Annotated in this window: 15 protein-coding genes and 1 riboswitch; of the genes, 5 read left to right on the forward strand and 10 right to left on the reverse strand. The window is 36.8% G+C overall.

Annotated features, from left to right (window positions below):
• The first annotated feature begins 18 nt into the window (after positions 1 to 18).
• The 3 genes from truA (at position 19) to DRF57_RS01250 (ending at position 3072) form a co-directional block, all read left to right on the forward strand.
• Positions 19 to 771 (forward strand): tRNA pseudouridine(38-40) synthase TruA, encoded by a 753-nt coding sequence (truA, locus tag DRF57_RS01240; protein WP_228450383.1) that lies wholly within the window; start codon positions 19 to 21, stop codon positions 769 to 771.
• 27 nt (positions 772 to 798) lie between these two features.
• Complete coding sequence (locus DRF57_RS01245) at positions 799 to 1152, forward strand: hypothetical protein (protein ID WP_084085645.1); 354 nt, start codon at positions 799 to 801, stop codon at positions 1150 to 1152.
• A 174-nt stretch (positions 1153 to 1326) separates the two neighbouring features.
• Complete coding sequence (locus tag DRF57_RS01250; protein ID WP_115916438.1) at positions 1327 to 3072, forward strand: ABC transporter ATP-binding protein; 1746 nt, start codon at positions 1327 to 1329, stop codon at positions 3070 to 3072.
• A 104-nt stretch (positions 3073 to 3176) separates the two neighbouring features.
• Here the strand turns inward: DRF57_RS01250 and DRF57_RS01255 are convergent, their stop codons facing one another.
• Genes DRF57_RS01255 through DRF57_RS01270 form a run of 4 tightly spaced genes read right to left on the reverse strand, consistent with a single transcriptional unit; the run spans position 3177 to position 5692 of the window.
• A complete protein-coding gene (locus DRF57_RS01255) occupies positions 3177 to 3791 on the reverse strand; it encodes a class I SAM-dependent methyltransferase (protein ID WP_115916440.1) in 615 nt (204 codons plus the stop codon).
• Positions 3788 to 4381: a hypothetical protein gene (locus DRF57_RS01260; protein ID WP_115916443.1), complete on the reverse strand. Its 594-nt coding sequence runs from the start codon at positions 4379 to 4381 to the stop codon at positions 3788 to 3790. Before DRF57_RS01260 ends, DRF57_RS01255 begins: the two co-directional genes overlap by 4 nt.
• The gene (locus DRF57_RS01265) at positions 4371 to 4841 is read right to left on the reverse strand and encodes an RNA polymerase sigma factor (RefSeq protein WP_115916445.1); all 471 of its coding nucleotides are present in this window, start codon (positions 4839 to 4841) and stop codon (positions 4371 to 4373) included. Before DRF57_RS01265 ends, DRF57_RS01260 begins: the two co-directional genes overlap by 11 nt.
• Entirely contained in the window at positions 4841 to 5692 is an 852-nt protein-coding gene (locus tag DRF57_RS01270; RefSeq protein WP_115916573.1) for an alpha/beta fold hydrolase, read from the reverse strand. Before DRF57_RS01270 ends, DRF57_RS01265 begins: the two co-directional genes overlap by 1 nt.
• A gap of 409 nt (positions 5693 to 6101) precedes the next feature.
• On the opposite strand from DRF57_RS01270, the gene DRF57_RS01275 reads away from it, so the two are divergent.
• Positions 6102 to 6317, forward strand: a complete 216-nt coding sequence (locus DRF57_RS01275; protein WP_047494121.1) for a hypothetical protein — start codon at positions 6102 to 6104, stop codon at positions 6315 to 6317.
• 55 nt (positions 6318 to 6372) lie between these two features.
• On the opposite strand, the gene DRF57_RS01280 is transcribed toward DRF57_RS01275, so the two are convergent.
• Both DRF57_RS01280 and DRF57_RS01285 read right to left on the reverse strand, forming a co-directional pair.
• Positions 6373 to 7665: an MFS transporter gene (locus DRF57_RS01280; protein WP_115916447.1), complete on the reverse strand. Its 1293-nt coding sequence runs from the start codon at positions 7663 to 7665 to the stop codon at positions 6373 to 6375.
• A gap of 111 nt (positions 7666 to 7776) precedes the next feature.
• The gene (locus DRF57_RS01285; protein WP_228450384.1) at positions 7777 to 8529 is read right to left on the reverse strand and encodes a DUF3575 domain-containing protein; all 753 of its coding nucleotides are present in this window, start codon (positions 8527 to 8529) and stop codon (positions 7777 to 7779) included.
• Between the two features lie 186 nt (positions 8530 to 8715).
• Here DRF57_RS01285 and DRF57_RS01290 point away from each other — a divergent pair, with 186 nt between their 5' ends.
• Positions 8716 to 10800, forward strand: coding sequence for a TonB-dependent receptor domain-containing protein (locus DRF57_RS01290; protein WP_115916451.1), 2085 nt, complete (start codon positions 8716 to 8718; stop codon positions 10798 to 10800).
• A gap of 73 nt (positions 10801 to 10873) precedes the next feature.
• Here the strand turns inward: DRF57_RS01290 and ribB are convergent, their stop codons facing one another.
• The 4 genes from ribB to DRF57_RS01310 form a co-directional block, all read right to left on the reverse strand.
• Entirely contained in the window at positions 10874 to 11521 is a 648-nt protein-coding gene (gene ribB / locus DRF57_RS01295) for a 3,4-dihydroxy-2-butanone-4-phosphate synthase (protein WP_047494115.1), read from the reverse strand.
• A 92-nt stretch (positions 11522 to 11613) separates the two neighbouring features.
• A riboswitch (FMN riboswitch) is annotated at positions 11614 to 11739 on the reverse strand.
• Between the two features lie 178 nt (positions 11740 to 11917).
• A complete protein-coding gene (locus DRF57_RS01300) occupies positions 11918 to 12676 on the reverse strand; it encodes an SMI1/KNR4 family protein (protein ID WP_115916453.1) in 759 nt (252 codons plus the stop codon).
• Between the two features lie 11 nt (positions 12677 to 12687).
• Complete coding sequence (locus DRF57_RS01305; protein WP_047494112.1) at positions 12688 to 13038, reverse strand: DUF2200 domain-containing protein; 351 nt, start codon at positions 13036 to 13038, stop codon at positions 12688 to 12690.
• Positions 13039 to 13049: 11 nt separating this feature from the next.
• Positions 13050 to 13829, reverse strand: a complete 780-nt coding sequence (locus DRF57_RS01310) for an alpha/beta fold hydrolase (protein WP_115916455.1) — start codon at positions 13827 to 13829, stop codon at positions 13050 to 13052.
• Positions 13830 to 13866: the final 37 nt, after the last annotated feature.

A 13866-nucleotide genomic window follows, 5' to 3' on the forward strand; every position in this document is an offset into this window, starting at 1 on the left:
CGTTAAATTAAAGTATTTTTGCGGAGTTATTATACTACATTGAGATACTTTATTGAATTTTCTTACAACGGAAAGAATTATTTCGGCTACCAGATACAGCCGGATGCTATTTCTGTACAAGAAGAACTGGAAAAAGCACTTTCCACCATTTTAAGGGAAGAAATTAAAACTACGGGGGCCGGAAGAACAGATACGGGAGTTCATGCCAAAAAAATATTTGCCCATTTTGATACGGAACAGGAACTGAATGATCAGTTTCCAAGGAGACTGAACGGTTTTCTTCCTCCTGATATTTCTATTAAAAAGATTTTCCAGGTGAAGGATGATTTTCATGCCCGTTTTGATGCTACCTACAGAACCTATGAATATTATATTTCTTTGGAAAAAAATCCATTCACTCAGGAATCCGCCTGGCAGCACTGGAAAAGATCATTGGATATCGATAAAATGAATGAGGCTTGTAAGATTTTATTTGAATATGAGGATTTTACGAGTTTCGCAAAATTAAAAACAGATAACAAAACCAATATCTGCAAAATGTATAAAGCGGAATGGGAGCAGGTAGGATCAGAACTGAAATTTACGGTTTCTGCCAATCGTTTTCTAAGAAATATGGTTCGGGCTATTGTAGGAACTATGGTAGAAATTGGGGTAGGAAAACTGAAACCTGAAGATCTTCGTAAGGTTATTGAAGATAAAAACCGTAATGCGGCAGGCACATCAGCACCGGCTCATGGTCTGTATTTGGTAGATGTAGGCTACGAATTTTAAATAAAAAAACTAAAAAACAAAATAACCATGTTATCAATTTTTATACTTATTGGTGCTTATCGGTATTATGCACAATTAGCCGAGAGATTTGGAAAAACCAAATGGCATTTCGGCCTTTTAGCGATAGGAATTTATTTGGGAAGCCAGATTGTTTTAGGAGTGGCATATGGGGTTTATAAAGGACTTACAGATCCTGCTGCTTTGGAAGATGTAAACTATACTGGTTTTTCTTTGGTCAATATGATTGGCTGGGTGATTTCTATTGCTGCAGTATGGGGTATTTATCAGCTTCTTGAGAAGAAATTCATGAAAGAAAATCTTCAAAAACCTTCAATTGAAATAGAAAAAATAGGGGAGGTATCTGAAAGTCAGCAAAACTAGGGAGCTATACAAAAGGCTGTGATCCATAAAAAAACAGACGAAAGATATTCATACTGTAAATGATAGGTATCTGAAATTTTCTATTAGGATTTGTAAAAGTTCTGAAGCCAGTCCAATTATAAAGTCTTATTTTTGCATAGAATTTTATTTTAATTCTTTTCTTCTATTCGTACAATGAAAAAACAAGATACCTGGGGAATTATAAAAAGATTGTTCTTTATTGGAATGAAATTTCGTTCTTGGTTCATTCTTACCTTAATAATTTCTGTCATACTTTCAATTGTTTCTACTTACAGGCCATATCTTACCATGGAAGTGGTGGATAATGATATTACAAAATTGCAGGATAAAGCTGTAATGATGAAGCATATCTACATTTTGGTGGGATTGGTATTCGCAGAAACTGTTTTAAACTTCTTCTTAGTTTATTTTTCAAATTTTATCTCACAAAATGTAATTCGGGATATCAGGGAAAGGCTATATGCCAAGCTGATCTATTTCAGAACTTCATTTTTTGATAAAACACCTATCGGACAGTTGGTGACCCGTGCTGTAGGGGATGTTGAAACGATTGCAACGGTATATACAGACGGTTTCCTGATGGTTTTCGGAGATATTCTGAGGATTGTCTTTGTATTGATCATGATGTTCAGCACTAATGTGCATTTAAGTTATATCACTTTGGCTATTTTACCTTTAATGGTTATCATTACAAGGTTTTTCCAGAAAAGACTTAAAAAAGCATTTGGAGATGAAAGAAACTGGACTGCAAATCAAAACTCTTTTGTTCAGGAAAGATTGGCCGGAATGCCCATTATACAGGTATTCAACAGACAGGAATCTGAATTTAAAAAATTCGATAGTATTAATATTACCCTGAAAGAAGCATTGTTGAGAACGGTTTTTATCTTCTCATTATTCTTTCCGGTTGTAGAGCTTATTTCTTCTCTTTTTATAGGATTTATCCTATTTTACGGAGGGTATATTACGATCAGTGCGGGGGTTGTTATTGCCTTTATTCAATATATTTCAATGCTGATCCGTCCGTTAAGACAGATCGCGGACCGTTTTAATAATATCCAGAGAGGTATTGTAGGAGCGGAAAGAGTATTGGGGCTGATGGATGAGGAAAACTCAATGCCTAATAACGGGACTGTAAAAAAAGATCATTTCGCCGGTAAAATTGAATTTCATGATGTACGTTTTGCTTATGATGAGAAACAGGAAGTCCTTAAGGGTATTGACTTTAAAGTAAATCCTGGAGAGACAGTAGCTATTGTAGGGGCGACGGGAGCTGGAAAATCTACGATTATCAGCCTGATCACAAGATTGTATGATATCAATTCAGGAAAGATACTTATTGATGATGTAGACCTTAAAGATTATGAGCTTTATAATTTAAGAAGTCATATTGGAGTTGTACTGCAGGATGTCTTCCTTTTCCATGGAAGTATTTTTGAAAACCTTGCCTTTGGTGATGACAGTATTACACTGGATAAAATAAAAGAAGGAGCAAAAGAAATTGAAGTTGATCAGTTTATAGAGCAGCTGCCTGGCGGATATGATTATGTAGTAAGCGAGAGAGGTTCCTCTATTTCTTTAGGGCAGAGACAATTATTATCTTTCCTTAGAGCTTATTTATCAGATCCTAAAATTCTGATTCTCGATGAAGCAACATCTTCCATTGACCATGAAAGTGAAAAGCTTATCCAGAAGGCTACAGAAAAAATTACAAAAAACAGAACGTCAATCATTATAGCACACAGACTTTCCACTATTGAAAAGGCAGATAAGATTATTGTCATGGAGCATGGTAAAATTGTGGAAGAAGGAACACATCTTGATCTGTTGGATAAAAACGGATATTATGCTACGCTTTACAAAGCCCAGCTGCGTCATGAGGTAGAAGCGGAGTCATAAACCCAGTACAAAGTATAATTGCTGTTTTTAAAACTAATATAAAGTAAGGCCCGAGAAAATCTTTGATTTTCTCGGGCCTTACTCATAAATAGAACAATGTGTTTTTAAAGCTTTTTAAAACTACAGAAAACAAAATTCTGAAGGGTATTAAAAGGAGTGATATGATCTTCCGTGATGCATTTTATTTTTTCAAATCCGGATTTGAATGTTTCGGCCAGAGATTCTTCATCATATTGCCGGATATCCAGCCCGCTGCATTGAGTAGGTCCATTTTTAGAAAAGGTTCCAAGGATCAGGAATCCTGTTATATTTTTTTCTGCAATATCCCGATATTTTGAAATCTGCTCCGGAGTTGTCAGAAAGTGAAAGGCAGCCCTGTCATGCCAGATATCATACGTTTCTGTAGGTTCAAATGATGTAATATCAGCAGCAATCCATTTCACTTTATTGGCCGCATCTCCCAGCCTGTGCTTTGCCTTTTCCAATGCCCTGGCAGAAATGTCGAGCACTGTAATATTTGTGTATCCTTCTTTGAGGAGAAAGTCTACAAGATTACTGTCTCCACCACCTACATCAATAATGCTGGCTTCTTTTCCCAATCCCCCCGAATGAATGAAATCAAGGGAAGTCTGTGGTTTTTCCTGTGTCCAGCTTACCTGATCAGGATTTTTTGTTTCATATACCTTCTCCCAGTGGATTTTATTTTCTGAAAAACTCATAAGTCCTGTAGTTGATTATTGATTTCTTCAAATTTATTAATTAATCCATTAAGTTTTGCCTCTTGTTTTTTTATCGTTTTAGGCCTTATATAAAACCAGTTGAATCCTATCCATACTATCATAAGGGTGTATGCCAGTAGAGCGTAAAGGGATGTCATCTGTAAAGTATATTCATACATATAAAGACAGATTCCCAGAAACAGCATGATAAAATATACATTCAGCATGGTTGTCTGTATAAATTTCTGTTTATTTTTCACAGAATACAGACTCTGCAGGTACTGGCTGTTGGATTGAGTATTGTCAATGGTATAAAAAATCATAAACATTTTATTATAAACCAATAAGAAGATGACCATGGCCAAAATAACAAGTATAATTCCTGCTTTTGTAGTCATAAGCTGAGGCTGAAATTGATACCAGATGAAGGCAATACCTATGGAAGTTACAATCAATAAAACATTCATGATGATGATCTTCCGAAGGTTTTCATTCTTAAACTTTTTCAATTTGCCAAGAAGTTCTTCCAGATTAGGTTTATTGGAGGTTTGCTGTTTCCATATATTTTTGAAATCTATATTAGTATCCATTTTCTTTAAACTTTTGAGTTAATTTTTCTTTTATCCGGTGAATCTTTACCCTGATATTGGATTCTGAAAGTCCAATGATATGAGCAATCTCAGCCTGCTTTACTTCTTCCAGTTCCAGGGAAATAATGATACGGTCCGTTTCAGGAAGTTCTGAGATAAACTGATAAAGCAATTGTATCTGAGGCTCCAGCGACTCCTGTTTTTTCTCTTCCAGATTAATGGGCAGGTCTGCTTTGGCAAATCTTTTTTCTTTTTCCATCTGACGCAAGCAATTATTGGAGGCAATCCTGAAAATCCATGTTCCTACACTGGATTCATTTCTGAATTTCGGAAGCTGCTGCCATACTATAATAAAGGTTTCCTGAGCCAGATCCTGAGCAGAATCGGTATCATTGACATATCCCATACACAAACGGAATATTTTCTGCCAGTACAGTTCATATATTTCTTCAAATACCATTATTTCGTAGACAAGAAGTTGTTCAGCTGATTAAAATACCATTCTTTATCATCATACATAATAAAGTGTAATCCCTTGGAAGCATATTGCATATTGGCATTTTTCAGATTTTTATATTGGGCTTCGATAGCCGGTTTAAAATTGACAAAATAAGATTCCAGCAGGATAAGAGAAGGGCAGTGTATATTTTTTATTGTTTCTCTGAGATCTGTATTGGAGAAATCACAGTATATACTGGCAAATGTTTTTCTGTCTGATTTCATACTCCAGTTGATTACGGTTTCCTGCATAGAAGTATCTGCCATTAGGCGAGGGATGGATTGGGTCTGCATTTGGCGGAATTGTTCATCTGTCATGGCGGTTAATTTATTAACGGTTGCTGAACAGTCATTATTTTCTTTAGATGTAAAATTGGGATTGGATAGGGTAGCCAGACAAGGCAGCGTATCTACAATAATAATTTTACCCGGAAGCTCAGGATAGTCAGCGGCGATAGCCAAAGCCAAAGCTCCTCCCATACTGTGTCCGATGATAATAGGTTTTTCAATATTTGTATCCTTTATAAAGGCTGCAATTTCTTTTTCCCAATTTTTAAAACTGGCATCAGTTTCTGGCTTTATCCCTGCAAATCCTGCCATGGTTAAAGTATAGCACGTATAATTTTTTTCAAATTTTGCTGTAGTTTCATTCCAAACATCTCCTGAAGAGGCAAAACCTGGAATAAAAATTAAAGACTGTTTACCCTTTCCTGTTTTCTTAACTTCAAATGAATATGATTTTTCCTGACCAAATATATTGCATAATGCTGCAAAAAATAACATGATGATAAGAAGGAATGTGAATTTTTTCATGGTTTCTAAGGTTTTAAGGTTTATTTGTCTTTTAGAGACGAACCTTTTGAAAATGTTACAATATTTTTTAATTATTTTTTTTAAAAAGTATTTTTTGCTGTGAAGCCTTTCCTGGAGCGAAACCTGAAAAAAAAAATCTAGGTTCTCGATTTTAAAATCCAGAGATTTTCTCTTCATTGAGAATCTTTTTCCACGGATATATGTATTCTATTATTTTTTTGCTCTTTTTTAGATTATAGAAATAAATATATCTTTTGTGTTTTTGTTGAATAAAATAAAAAAATAATGACCTGAAGGTGTTTATATTGATAAAAATTACTAAATTTATTAAATATTTAAGACGATGCCTTGCATGTCATAGGGGTATCACGTAAAACTGGAATTTTTAATTAAAACCCAAAACATATAAATGAGTAGTAGTATCCAAGATGAATTTAAAGTCTTTAAAGACGAACTGAAAAAACTTAATATTGAAGTTCAGAAAGTAGTAAAAGTAGGAAACGGAAGCATGGATTTCCATGAAGTTTTCTACAAATCGCCAAGATATGAAGAGGTGAAAAGTGTGTATGTCCAGCGACACAATCTGGACAGTATGATAGAAAAATTCAAACAAGCTTACCATTAAAAATATAACCGGCGCCTCAGATTTCTGAGGCGCCGGTTTCTTTATGCTGATTCTATTAATCTTTATCCAGTGTTGAGTTTTCTTTGGTGTCTTTCATCCTTGAGTAGACTACCAGGGAGAAAAAGATACATGCTGTGATATACCAATAAAAATAATCTTCACTCCCCACTTTTTTAAACCAAAGAGCAATATACTCTGCTGTTCCCCCAAAAATGGCCACTGTAAGAGCATAAGGAAGACCTACTCCAAGAGCCCGGATTTCGGAAGGAAAAAGCTCAGCTTTCACTACAGCATTGATAGAAGTATAGCCGCTTACAATAATTAATGCCGCCATGATCAGAAAGAATGCTCCCCATATAGAGGTAGTGGTGCTAAGTGCGGTAAGAAGAGGAACGGTACATAACGTTCCCAAAATACCAAAGCCCAGAAGAAGAGGGCGTCTTCCAATTCTATCTGATAATGCTCCAAATACCGGCTGTAGACAAGCAAATATGAATAATGAAATAAATGAGACTAAGGTAGACTCTTCTTTGGTAAGATGAACCGTATTAACCAAAAACTTCTGCATATAAGTCGTATAGGTGTAGAAAGCCAGGGTTCCGCCCAGGGTAAGCCCTACCACCGTAAGAAGTGCCTGCGGGTGCTTCAAAAGTTCGCTCACAGTACCTTTTTTCTTTTCACTGACTTCCTTTTTGTTTTCAAAAGCTTCAGTTTCATGGAGATTGGCCCTCAGGTATAATGCAATAACGGAAAGCAAAGCCCCTATCACGAAAGGAATTCTCCAGCCCCAGTCTTCCAGCTGTGCTTCTGTAAGCAGTAGTTTTTGCAAGATAAGCTGAATTCCCAAGGCAATAAGCTGTCCTCCGATTAAGGTTACATACTGAAAGCTTGAGTAAAACCCTCTTCTGTCCTGAGCTGCCATTTCGCTGAGATACGTGGCGGAAACTCCATATTCACCTCCCACACTCAATCCCTGAAGAAGTCTTGCCAGAAGCAGTAATAAGGGGGCCAGAATTCCTATGGATTTATAGGTTGGAGTAAGGGCAATAAGCAGTGATCCAAAAGACATCAGTAATACCGAAAGTGTCATCGCTTTTTTTCGTCCTATTTTATCAGCTATGCTTCCAAACAGCCATCCTCCAATGGGTCGCATCAGAAACCCGACAGCGAATATCCCTGCTGTATTCATCAACTGTGCATTGAGATCAGAATCCGGAAAAAATGAATGCGAAAAATAGATGGCAAAGGCTGCATAAGCATACCAATCGTACCATTCTACAAGATTTCCGATAGAGCCGCCTACAATGGCTTTAATCCTTTGGCTGGTGGTAATTTGTGATGTATTCATATTTTTTATTTGCCCAAAAATCCCGATATAATGAGTGCCAATATACAACTTTCAGGAAAAATTAAACCGCCCTGAAAAAAGAACGGTTTATATCTTCTATTTTGTTGTTTTTTAAAACCTGTACCCCAAAGAAAGACCGCTTCTGAAACCTGCCCATGGGCCATCAACTTTTATTTTTGCACCATTGGCATTGGTTTCTACGGTATAATCCACGATTGGAATATCCAGCTTTTCTATTTCTTTTTTTAGCTGTGCCTGCATATCGGGAGTCAACACAAAGTCGCTGGACATGGAGAAGTCCCCTTTTCCACTTCCATAGTGAGCCCCGGCAATCCAGAGATCAAGTACCAGATTTTGACTTTTAGTAAGGAAAAACTGTACTCCAACCATGAGGCCGCCACTGTTTCCATTGGTTTTTCCCTGCCCTTTAAGTGGAATCTGATATGTATTTCCATCAGGACCTTTATAATCGTAATAAAAATCAAAGGTATTGGATGAAACATCAGAGTACCGGTAATACGGAGCAATATAAAATCCTTTTCCATATCCCTGTCCGATATAAAATCGGGGTTCTATTGTAAAGTTGGTCGCTTTTATTCTCAGATTCTGAAATCTTTTTTCGTCTTCATCCTTAAGAAAAGCATTGATAAAAGGAACTTTTCCTTCCGGCATGGTCCCAAATCCAATGTTTACTGAAAACCACTGGTTAATGGCTCTTTCATAGGACAGGTTAATATTTCTGAATGCATAGGCGGTTACATTCGTTTTGATAATATTCATTTTTTCTGCTGAGATGTTTTGATCTTCCTGAGCTGTTGCTTCTGAAAACACTAGACCAAGGAGGAGTATAACTGCTTTTTTCATGATCTTATATTTTGTGGTGTAAGGTACTACCAGCAAAAAACGGGCTGAATTTAACATAATAATGTCGATTATTAGAAAAAACATAACAGATTGTAATGATTTAGTTAATTATTGGTTCTGATACAGAATATAAATGTAATAAATGTAATACTTGTGCTGTCTTATCTGTATTATTGCATTTCTGATATGAAAAAAACTATATATACCGTGTTTATACTTTGTGGAACTTTTATGTTTTCGCAGGAGAAGGTGAATGATACTGTTAAGGGAGCGAAGACCGAAGAGATTCAGGAAGTGATTGTAAAGGCACAACGTAAAAAGCAGTTTGCAGATAAAGCAGTCTATACTTTTGACAAAGAAGCCCTGGAAAGAGCGCGTTATGCAAAAGATCTGCTTCGTACACTCCCGGAGCTGCAGCTTGATCCTGTAGCCAATACGATTACCAGTACAAAAGGAGGAAGTATATTATTTCTTATTAACGGAATTGAAGCTACGGATTTACAGATCCGCAGTGTAGCCCCCAGTGAGGTGGTAAAAGTGGAGTATTATGATATTCCACCGGCAAGATGGGCAACAAGAGCAGATACCGTTGTTAATATTCTGACAAGATCTACGGAAACGGGTTATGTTTTTGGAGCTGATGTATCTTCAGCCTTGAATACGGGGTTTGTAAATGGCGCTGCCTATGCCAATTATACCAAAGGGAAAAATAATTTCGGCCTTGAATATTCCCTGAATTTAAGAGATTACGATGACAGAAGAGTAAACAGTATTTATGACTATCAGCTGAATGGAAAGCATTACCGTTCTGATGAAAACAGAACGGATCATTTTGGATATACTTTTCAGAATGTAGCATTACGTTACACCAGACTGGTTCCTGATCAGTATGCTTTCCAGGCGAAGTTGAATATGGATATTTTCAGCAGGTTTTCAAAAGGGGTAGGACAAAGTATTTTTACAGAAGATCATGCAAGTGAAGAACATGCCATGTTTAAAAATAACGGTTCAGATTATGTGATTCCTAAACTGGATTTATATTATTCAAAGAAAATAGGGGAAAAGGATGAGCTGAGTATTAATGTGGTAGGATCTCACTATACTACCAATACATCAGAAACGGCAAAAGAATGGATCGTAGGTTCCGGGCTTTCGGTATATGACAATGATATGACACTGAAAGCCAGGCAAACAAGCATTGTGGGAGAGCTTGCCCATGCTCATGATTTTGCAGCAGGAAAGCTTTCATCAGGATATCGTATTTCAAGATCTTCCATTTCCAATGACCTAAATAATCTTGCCGGCTATTCTCAGTATAGTGTTACCTATCTTGAACAGTATTTTTACACTGAGTTTTCAGGAAAAATTGAAAAGTTTACTTACCGCCTTGGTGCCGGGCTTACCAATATTCACAATAAAAGTGCTGAAAATACCTTTGATGAATGGACTTTTACTCCCAAAGTGATTTTAGGGTATCAGTTGAAAAACAATCAAAACCTCCGTTTTACAGGAAGCTACAGCCCAGTAAGTCCTTGGAGTAATGCATTGAGCAGTAATGTGGTACAGTTGGCTCCGAATATTGTACAAAGGGGAAATCCTTTTTTACAATCTCAGCAGGTTTTTTCGAATACATTAACGTATTCTTTTAATAATAAGCATTTCGATTTTAATGCGGCTTTATTTTACCGGTATACAGATAGGGTGATTAACCAATATTATGTTCACGATACAGTTTTGGGTGGATATGCACTGACTTATGAGAATGGAAAAAACGGACAAAGGTATGGTGTACAGCTGACAGGATCTTATAAACCATTTGGCAATAGTCTGCTTGTCATAAAAGCAGTGATAACGCCCACTTCTGAAACGATAAAAACAAGTGCAGGCGCTTTGATTAAAAATAATTATTTAGGAAACTATTTTGTGCTGTCTTCGGAGTATAAAGCTTTTTCACTTCAATATCAGTTCAATATTCCTGTGTACAGTCTTAGTGGAGCTTTCCTCAATACCAATGAAAACCAGAATAATATTTTTGTAAGCTATAAGCATAAGAACTGGACCTTCTCTACAGGGATGTACTGGATGGGAATGCCTTCAGAATATAAAACGAAAAGCCTTCCGGAAAGTCTTGTAGACTACAGGGTTCATACACAGATTATGAATAATAAATCGATGTTTGTTTTGGGGCTGAGCTATGATTTCTCAACAGGAAAGAAAACTGAGCTTCAAAGAAAACTTAATAATGAAACAGCTCCGGCTGCTACTTTTTAAAATACCATTGACCTATAAAAACAGCCGGCTGATACAATCAGCCGGCTGTTCTGTGCGTTAAATATATTTTATTTTAGTTGCTGATGATCATTTTGCGGTAAGCATAAATATCTTCAATGGTTACGACGGTCATTCCTTTTCTGGAGGCAAAATCCACAATTTCGGGAAGTCTTGCCATAGAACCGTCTTCATTGGTTAATTCACAAAGGACAGCATCGTCCCCAAGGTTAGCCATTTTTACAAGATCTACGCTGCCTTCTGTATGGCCCCGTCTTTCAAATACTCCGCCTTTTTTGGCGATTAAAGGAAATACATGTCCCGGGCTGGCAATATGTTCAGCCTGAGCATTGGCAGCAACAGCTGTCCTGATGGTTGTCACACGGTCTTTGGCTGAAACACCGGATTCGACACCCTCTTTAGCTTCAATGGTAATGGTGAATGCCGTTTGATTTTTTGAATTGTTGTTTTCCACCATGGGACGTAAGTTGAGATGCTTACTTTTTTCTTCAGAAATACATAAACAGACAATACCGCTGCATTCGCGGATCAGAAGTGCCATGTCTTTTTCTGTAATAGTGGAAGCGGGATAGATGATATCGCCTTCATTTTCACGGTTTTCATCGTCTACTAAAAGAATACCTTTTCCCTGCTGTAATGTTTGAAGTGCTTTTTCTACACGTTCTTTGGAGGTAGCTCCGAATTGTTCTAATAATTTTTCCATGTTATTTTACTTTTAAAAGTTAAAATAGTCTTCGGTACATGGAAATGAAATACGACACACTAAGAGTCCATAAGGAATCTTACTGATCATCTCATTTTCTTCTCCCATCCAGACTTTAACTGTCGGTTTTGGAATTTCACCAAATCAGTCCCTTCAAATGAAAGGAGTCGCGGACTATAACCGCCGGTAGGGAATTACACCCTGCCCCGAAGAAAACTTATACTAAGTTTTGCTGTATGTTTTAATTTAAATTTTTATTTCATTGAATCGTATTTAACGCACAGGCCGCTAATTTCGGGAAGTTTTTTGAATTGGAGAAGAAATTTCTGATACTTTTATCAATTTATAAGGAGCATCTGTGACGATGTCCTTATAGATTTCTGAAGCTTCTTTGTCTTAGTTTTCATATTCTTTTAAATAAGAAACCCATTTTTTTTCAACGAGATCAGATAAAGAGTTTGCTATTTTAATGAGCTTGGGAGGTTGATGTTCATGAGCGAGAATGTACATTTTCTGACTTTCCCAATGGTACAACAACTGATCTCCATCTCCATGGATCCAAAATTCTCCCAAGACCAGATAGGTTTTATTTTGAATGATTTCAATATCGAGTTCCTCGAGATCAATGGTTAGCCCCTCAAGTTCCAGTCTGGATATATTTTGATAGAATAAAATCAGATCTTCCGGGAGCTGTATTGAAAGTTCCTTTTCTTTGTTTTGAATACGCTGCGGGTCTGCCCCTTTTTCAATATGATCAGAAGTACTGTAGGATTTTGTGAGTTGTTTAAGGAATCTCGGATAGATGTCTTTTAAATGCCCAAATTGACTTTCTACTGTTTTTTGAAGCTGACGTTCTTTCTCTTTTTCTGCTTTACAAAAATCATTGAATTCTTTTTCCCAGCCTTTTTTATAAAGATCAGACAGGTTGGTATTTATTTTTTGTAATTGGAGCCAGTCAAAAGCAGCCAGTTGTCCAATATATAGATTTCTGATATCACTGAAGCTATCCCTAGGTTTCATACCAAGGAAAGCTCTTCTTCCACATATTTTTTCCACACTTTCTTTATGTTGTGTGAACCAGTGCAGCCATTCCTCAGCACTAAGTTTTCCTTCGGATAAACGGATGAGTCGTTCAGTTATTTCTTCTAATGTCATCAATGTAAAAATTATTGTCTCAATATTTTCTCCATTTTTTTTCCCTTGGCCAATTCATCGATGAGTTTATCCATATACCTGATATTTCTCATCAGTTCATCTTCAATTTCCTCTACCCGATATCCACAAATGACGCCTTTGATCAAAGAAACATTAGGGTGGATCTGAGGGGCCTGTTCAAAAAATGTTTTAAAATCAGTTTTTTGATCGAGGTGGTCCTGAAGTCCCTGTTGGTCATAGCCGGTCAGCCAGCAGATAATCTCATCGACTTCTGATTGGGTACGTCCTTTTTTTTTCGCTTTTTGAATATAGTGAGGATAAACACTGGCAACAGATGTCGTAAATATCCGGGTGTTTTGCATGGCTCTAAAATTTAGATTAATTTCTTAAGTACTTTATCGAGTATGGTATTGAACTCATCGGGTTTTTCCAGCATAGGATAGTGTCCAACTTCTGTGATGGTTACATAATCGTAGTCTTTCAGATACTTACGGTTGTTTTCGGGATGGGTAGGCGAGGCATCCGAGTTAATGGCAACCACCGGTACCTGAATCTGTTCCGCAATTATTTTAAAATCTGTTTTATATAAAGGGTTGAGAAGATTAATGGCTCCTTCCGGTTCGTTTTGAAGAAACTCATAAGACAGTCTTTCTTTTACTGAAGCAGGTGTTTTTTCTGTAAAAAAATATTGAGGAAGAATATTTTCCACGGCATTTTTAAAATCATGACGGTAATGGGTAAACAAAAACTGTTCAGCCTGCTCTTCTGTAAAAGATTCATCTAAATTTTTTAGGGTATCAATTAAAACAAGGGCTTTCACCTGTGGGATTTTCAATGCTGCTTCAAGGACATAAGCTCCGGACATAGAGTGGCCCACAAGAATAATATCTGAGGAATGAATTTCGTCAGCTACAGCTTTAATATCATTAGTGTATTGTTGGCTTGTCCAATCCTGTCTGGAGGCATCAGATTTTCCATGTCCGGCTAAATCAAGTTGTACAATATGGTATTGATCTTTAAAATATTCCTGCTGGCTTTCCCACCATTGGGCATTTCCCAACCATCCATGTATAAAGATGACTGAAGTTTTTCCGCTCCCGGATTCTTTATAATAAATTTTTTGTCCGTCTGCTGATACTGCATATTTTTCCATGTAATAAGTTGTAATGATTTATAGTTTATTGTGAAAT

It is taken from the genome of Chryseobacterium rhizosphaerae, assembly GCF_003385455.1.
In the GTDB taxonomy this organism is placed as follows: domain Bacteria; phylum Bacteroidota; class Bacteroidia; order Flavobacteriales; family Weeksellaceae; genus Chryseobacterium; species Chryseobacterium rhizosphaerae.

What these genes read in the sequence shown, in the direction of transcription:
- DRF57_RS01260 (WP_115916443.1), bottom strand. Translation starts at nt 4,381, where the DNA reads ATGGATACTAATATAGATTTCAAAAATATATGGAAACAGCAAACCTCC.
- DRF57_RS01250 (WP_115916438.1), top strand. Translation starts at nt 1,327, where the DNA reads ATGAAAAAACAAGATACCTGGGGAATTATAAAAAGATTGTTCTTTATT.
- DRF57_RS01310 (WP_115916455.1), bottom strand. Translation starts at nt 13,829, where the DNA reads ATGGAAAAATATGCAGTATCAGCAGACGGACAAAAAATTTATTATAAA.
- ribB (WP_047494115.1), bottom strand. Translation starts at nt 11,521, where the DNA reads ATGGAAAAATTATTAGAACAATTCGGAGCTACCTCCAAAGAACGTGTA.
- DRF57_RS01270 (WP_115916573.1), bottom strand. Translation starts at nt 5,692, where the DNA reads ATGAAAAAATTCACATTCCTTCTTATCATCATGTTATTTTTTGCAGCA.
- DRF57_RS01245 (WP_084085645.1), top strand. Translation starts at nt 799, where the DNA reads ATGTTATCAATTTTTATACTTATTGGTGCTTATCGGTATTATGCACAA.
- DRF57_RS01285 (WP_228450384.1), bottom strand. Translation starts at nt 8,529, where the DNA reads ATGAAAAAAGCAGTTATACTCCTCCTTGGTCTAGTGTTTTCAGAAGCA.
- DRF57_RS01300 (WP_115916453.1), bottom strand. Translation starts at nt 12,676, where the DNA reads ATGACATTAGAAGAAATAACTGAACGACTCATCCGTTTATCCGAAGGA.
- DRF57_RS01290 (WP_115916451.1), top strand. Translation starts at nt 8,716, where the DNA reads ATGAAAAAAACTATATATACCGTGTTTATACTTTGTGGAACTTTTATG.
- DRF57_RS01280 (WP_115916447.1), bottom strand. Translation starts at nt 7,665, where the DNA reads ATGAATACATCACAAATTACCACCAGCCAAAGGATTAAAGCCATTGTA.
- DRF57_RS01275 (WP_047494121.1), top strand. Translation starts at nt 6,102, where the DNA reads ATGAGTAGTAGTATCCAAGATGAATTTAAAGTCTTTAAAGACGAACTG.
- DRF57_RS01265 (WP_115916445.1), bottom strand. Translation starts at nt 4,841, where the DNA reads ATGGTATTTGAAGAAATATATGAACTGTACTGGCAGAAAATATTCCGT.
- DRF57_RS01255 (WP_115916440.1), bottom strand. Translation starts at nt 3,791, where the DNA reads ATGAGTTTTTCAGAAAATAAAATCCACTGGGAGAAGGTATATGAAACA.
- DRF57_RS01305 (WP_047494112.1), bottom strand. Translation starts at nt 13,038, where the DNA reads ATGCAAAACACCCGGATATTTACGACATCTGTTGCCAGTGTTTATCCT.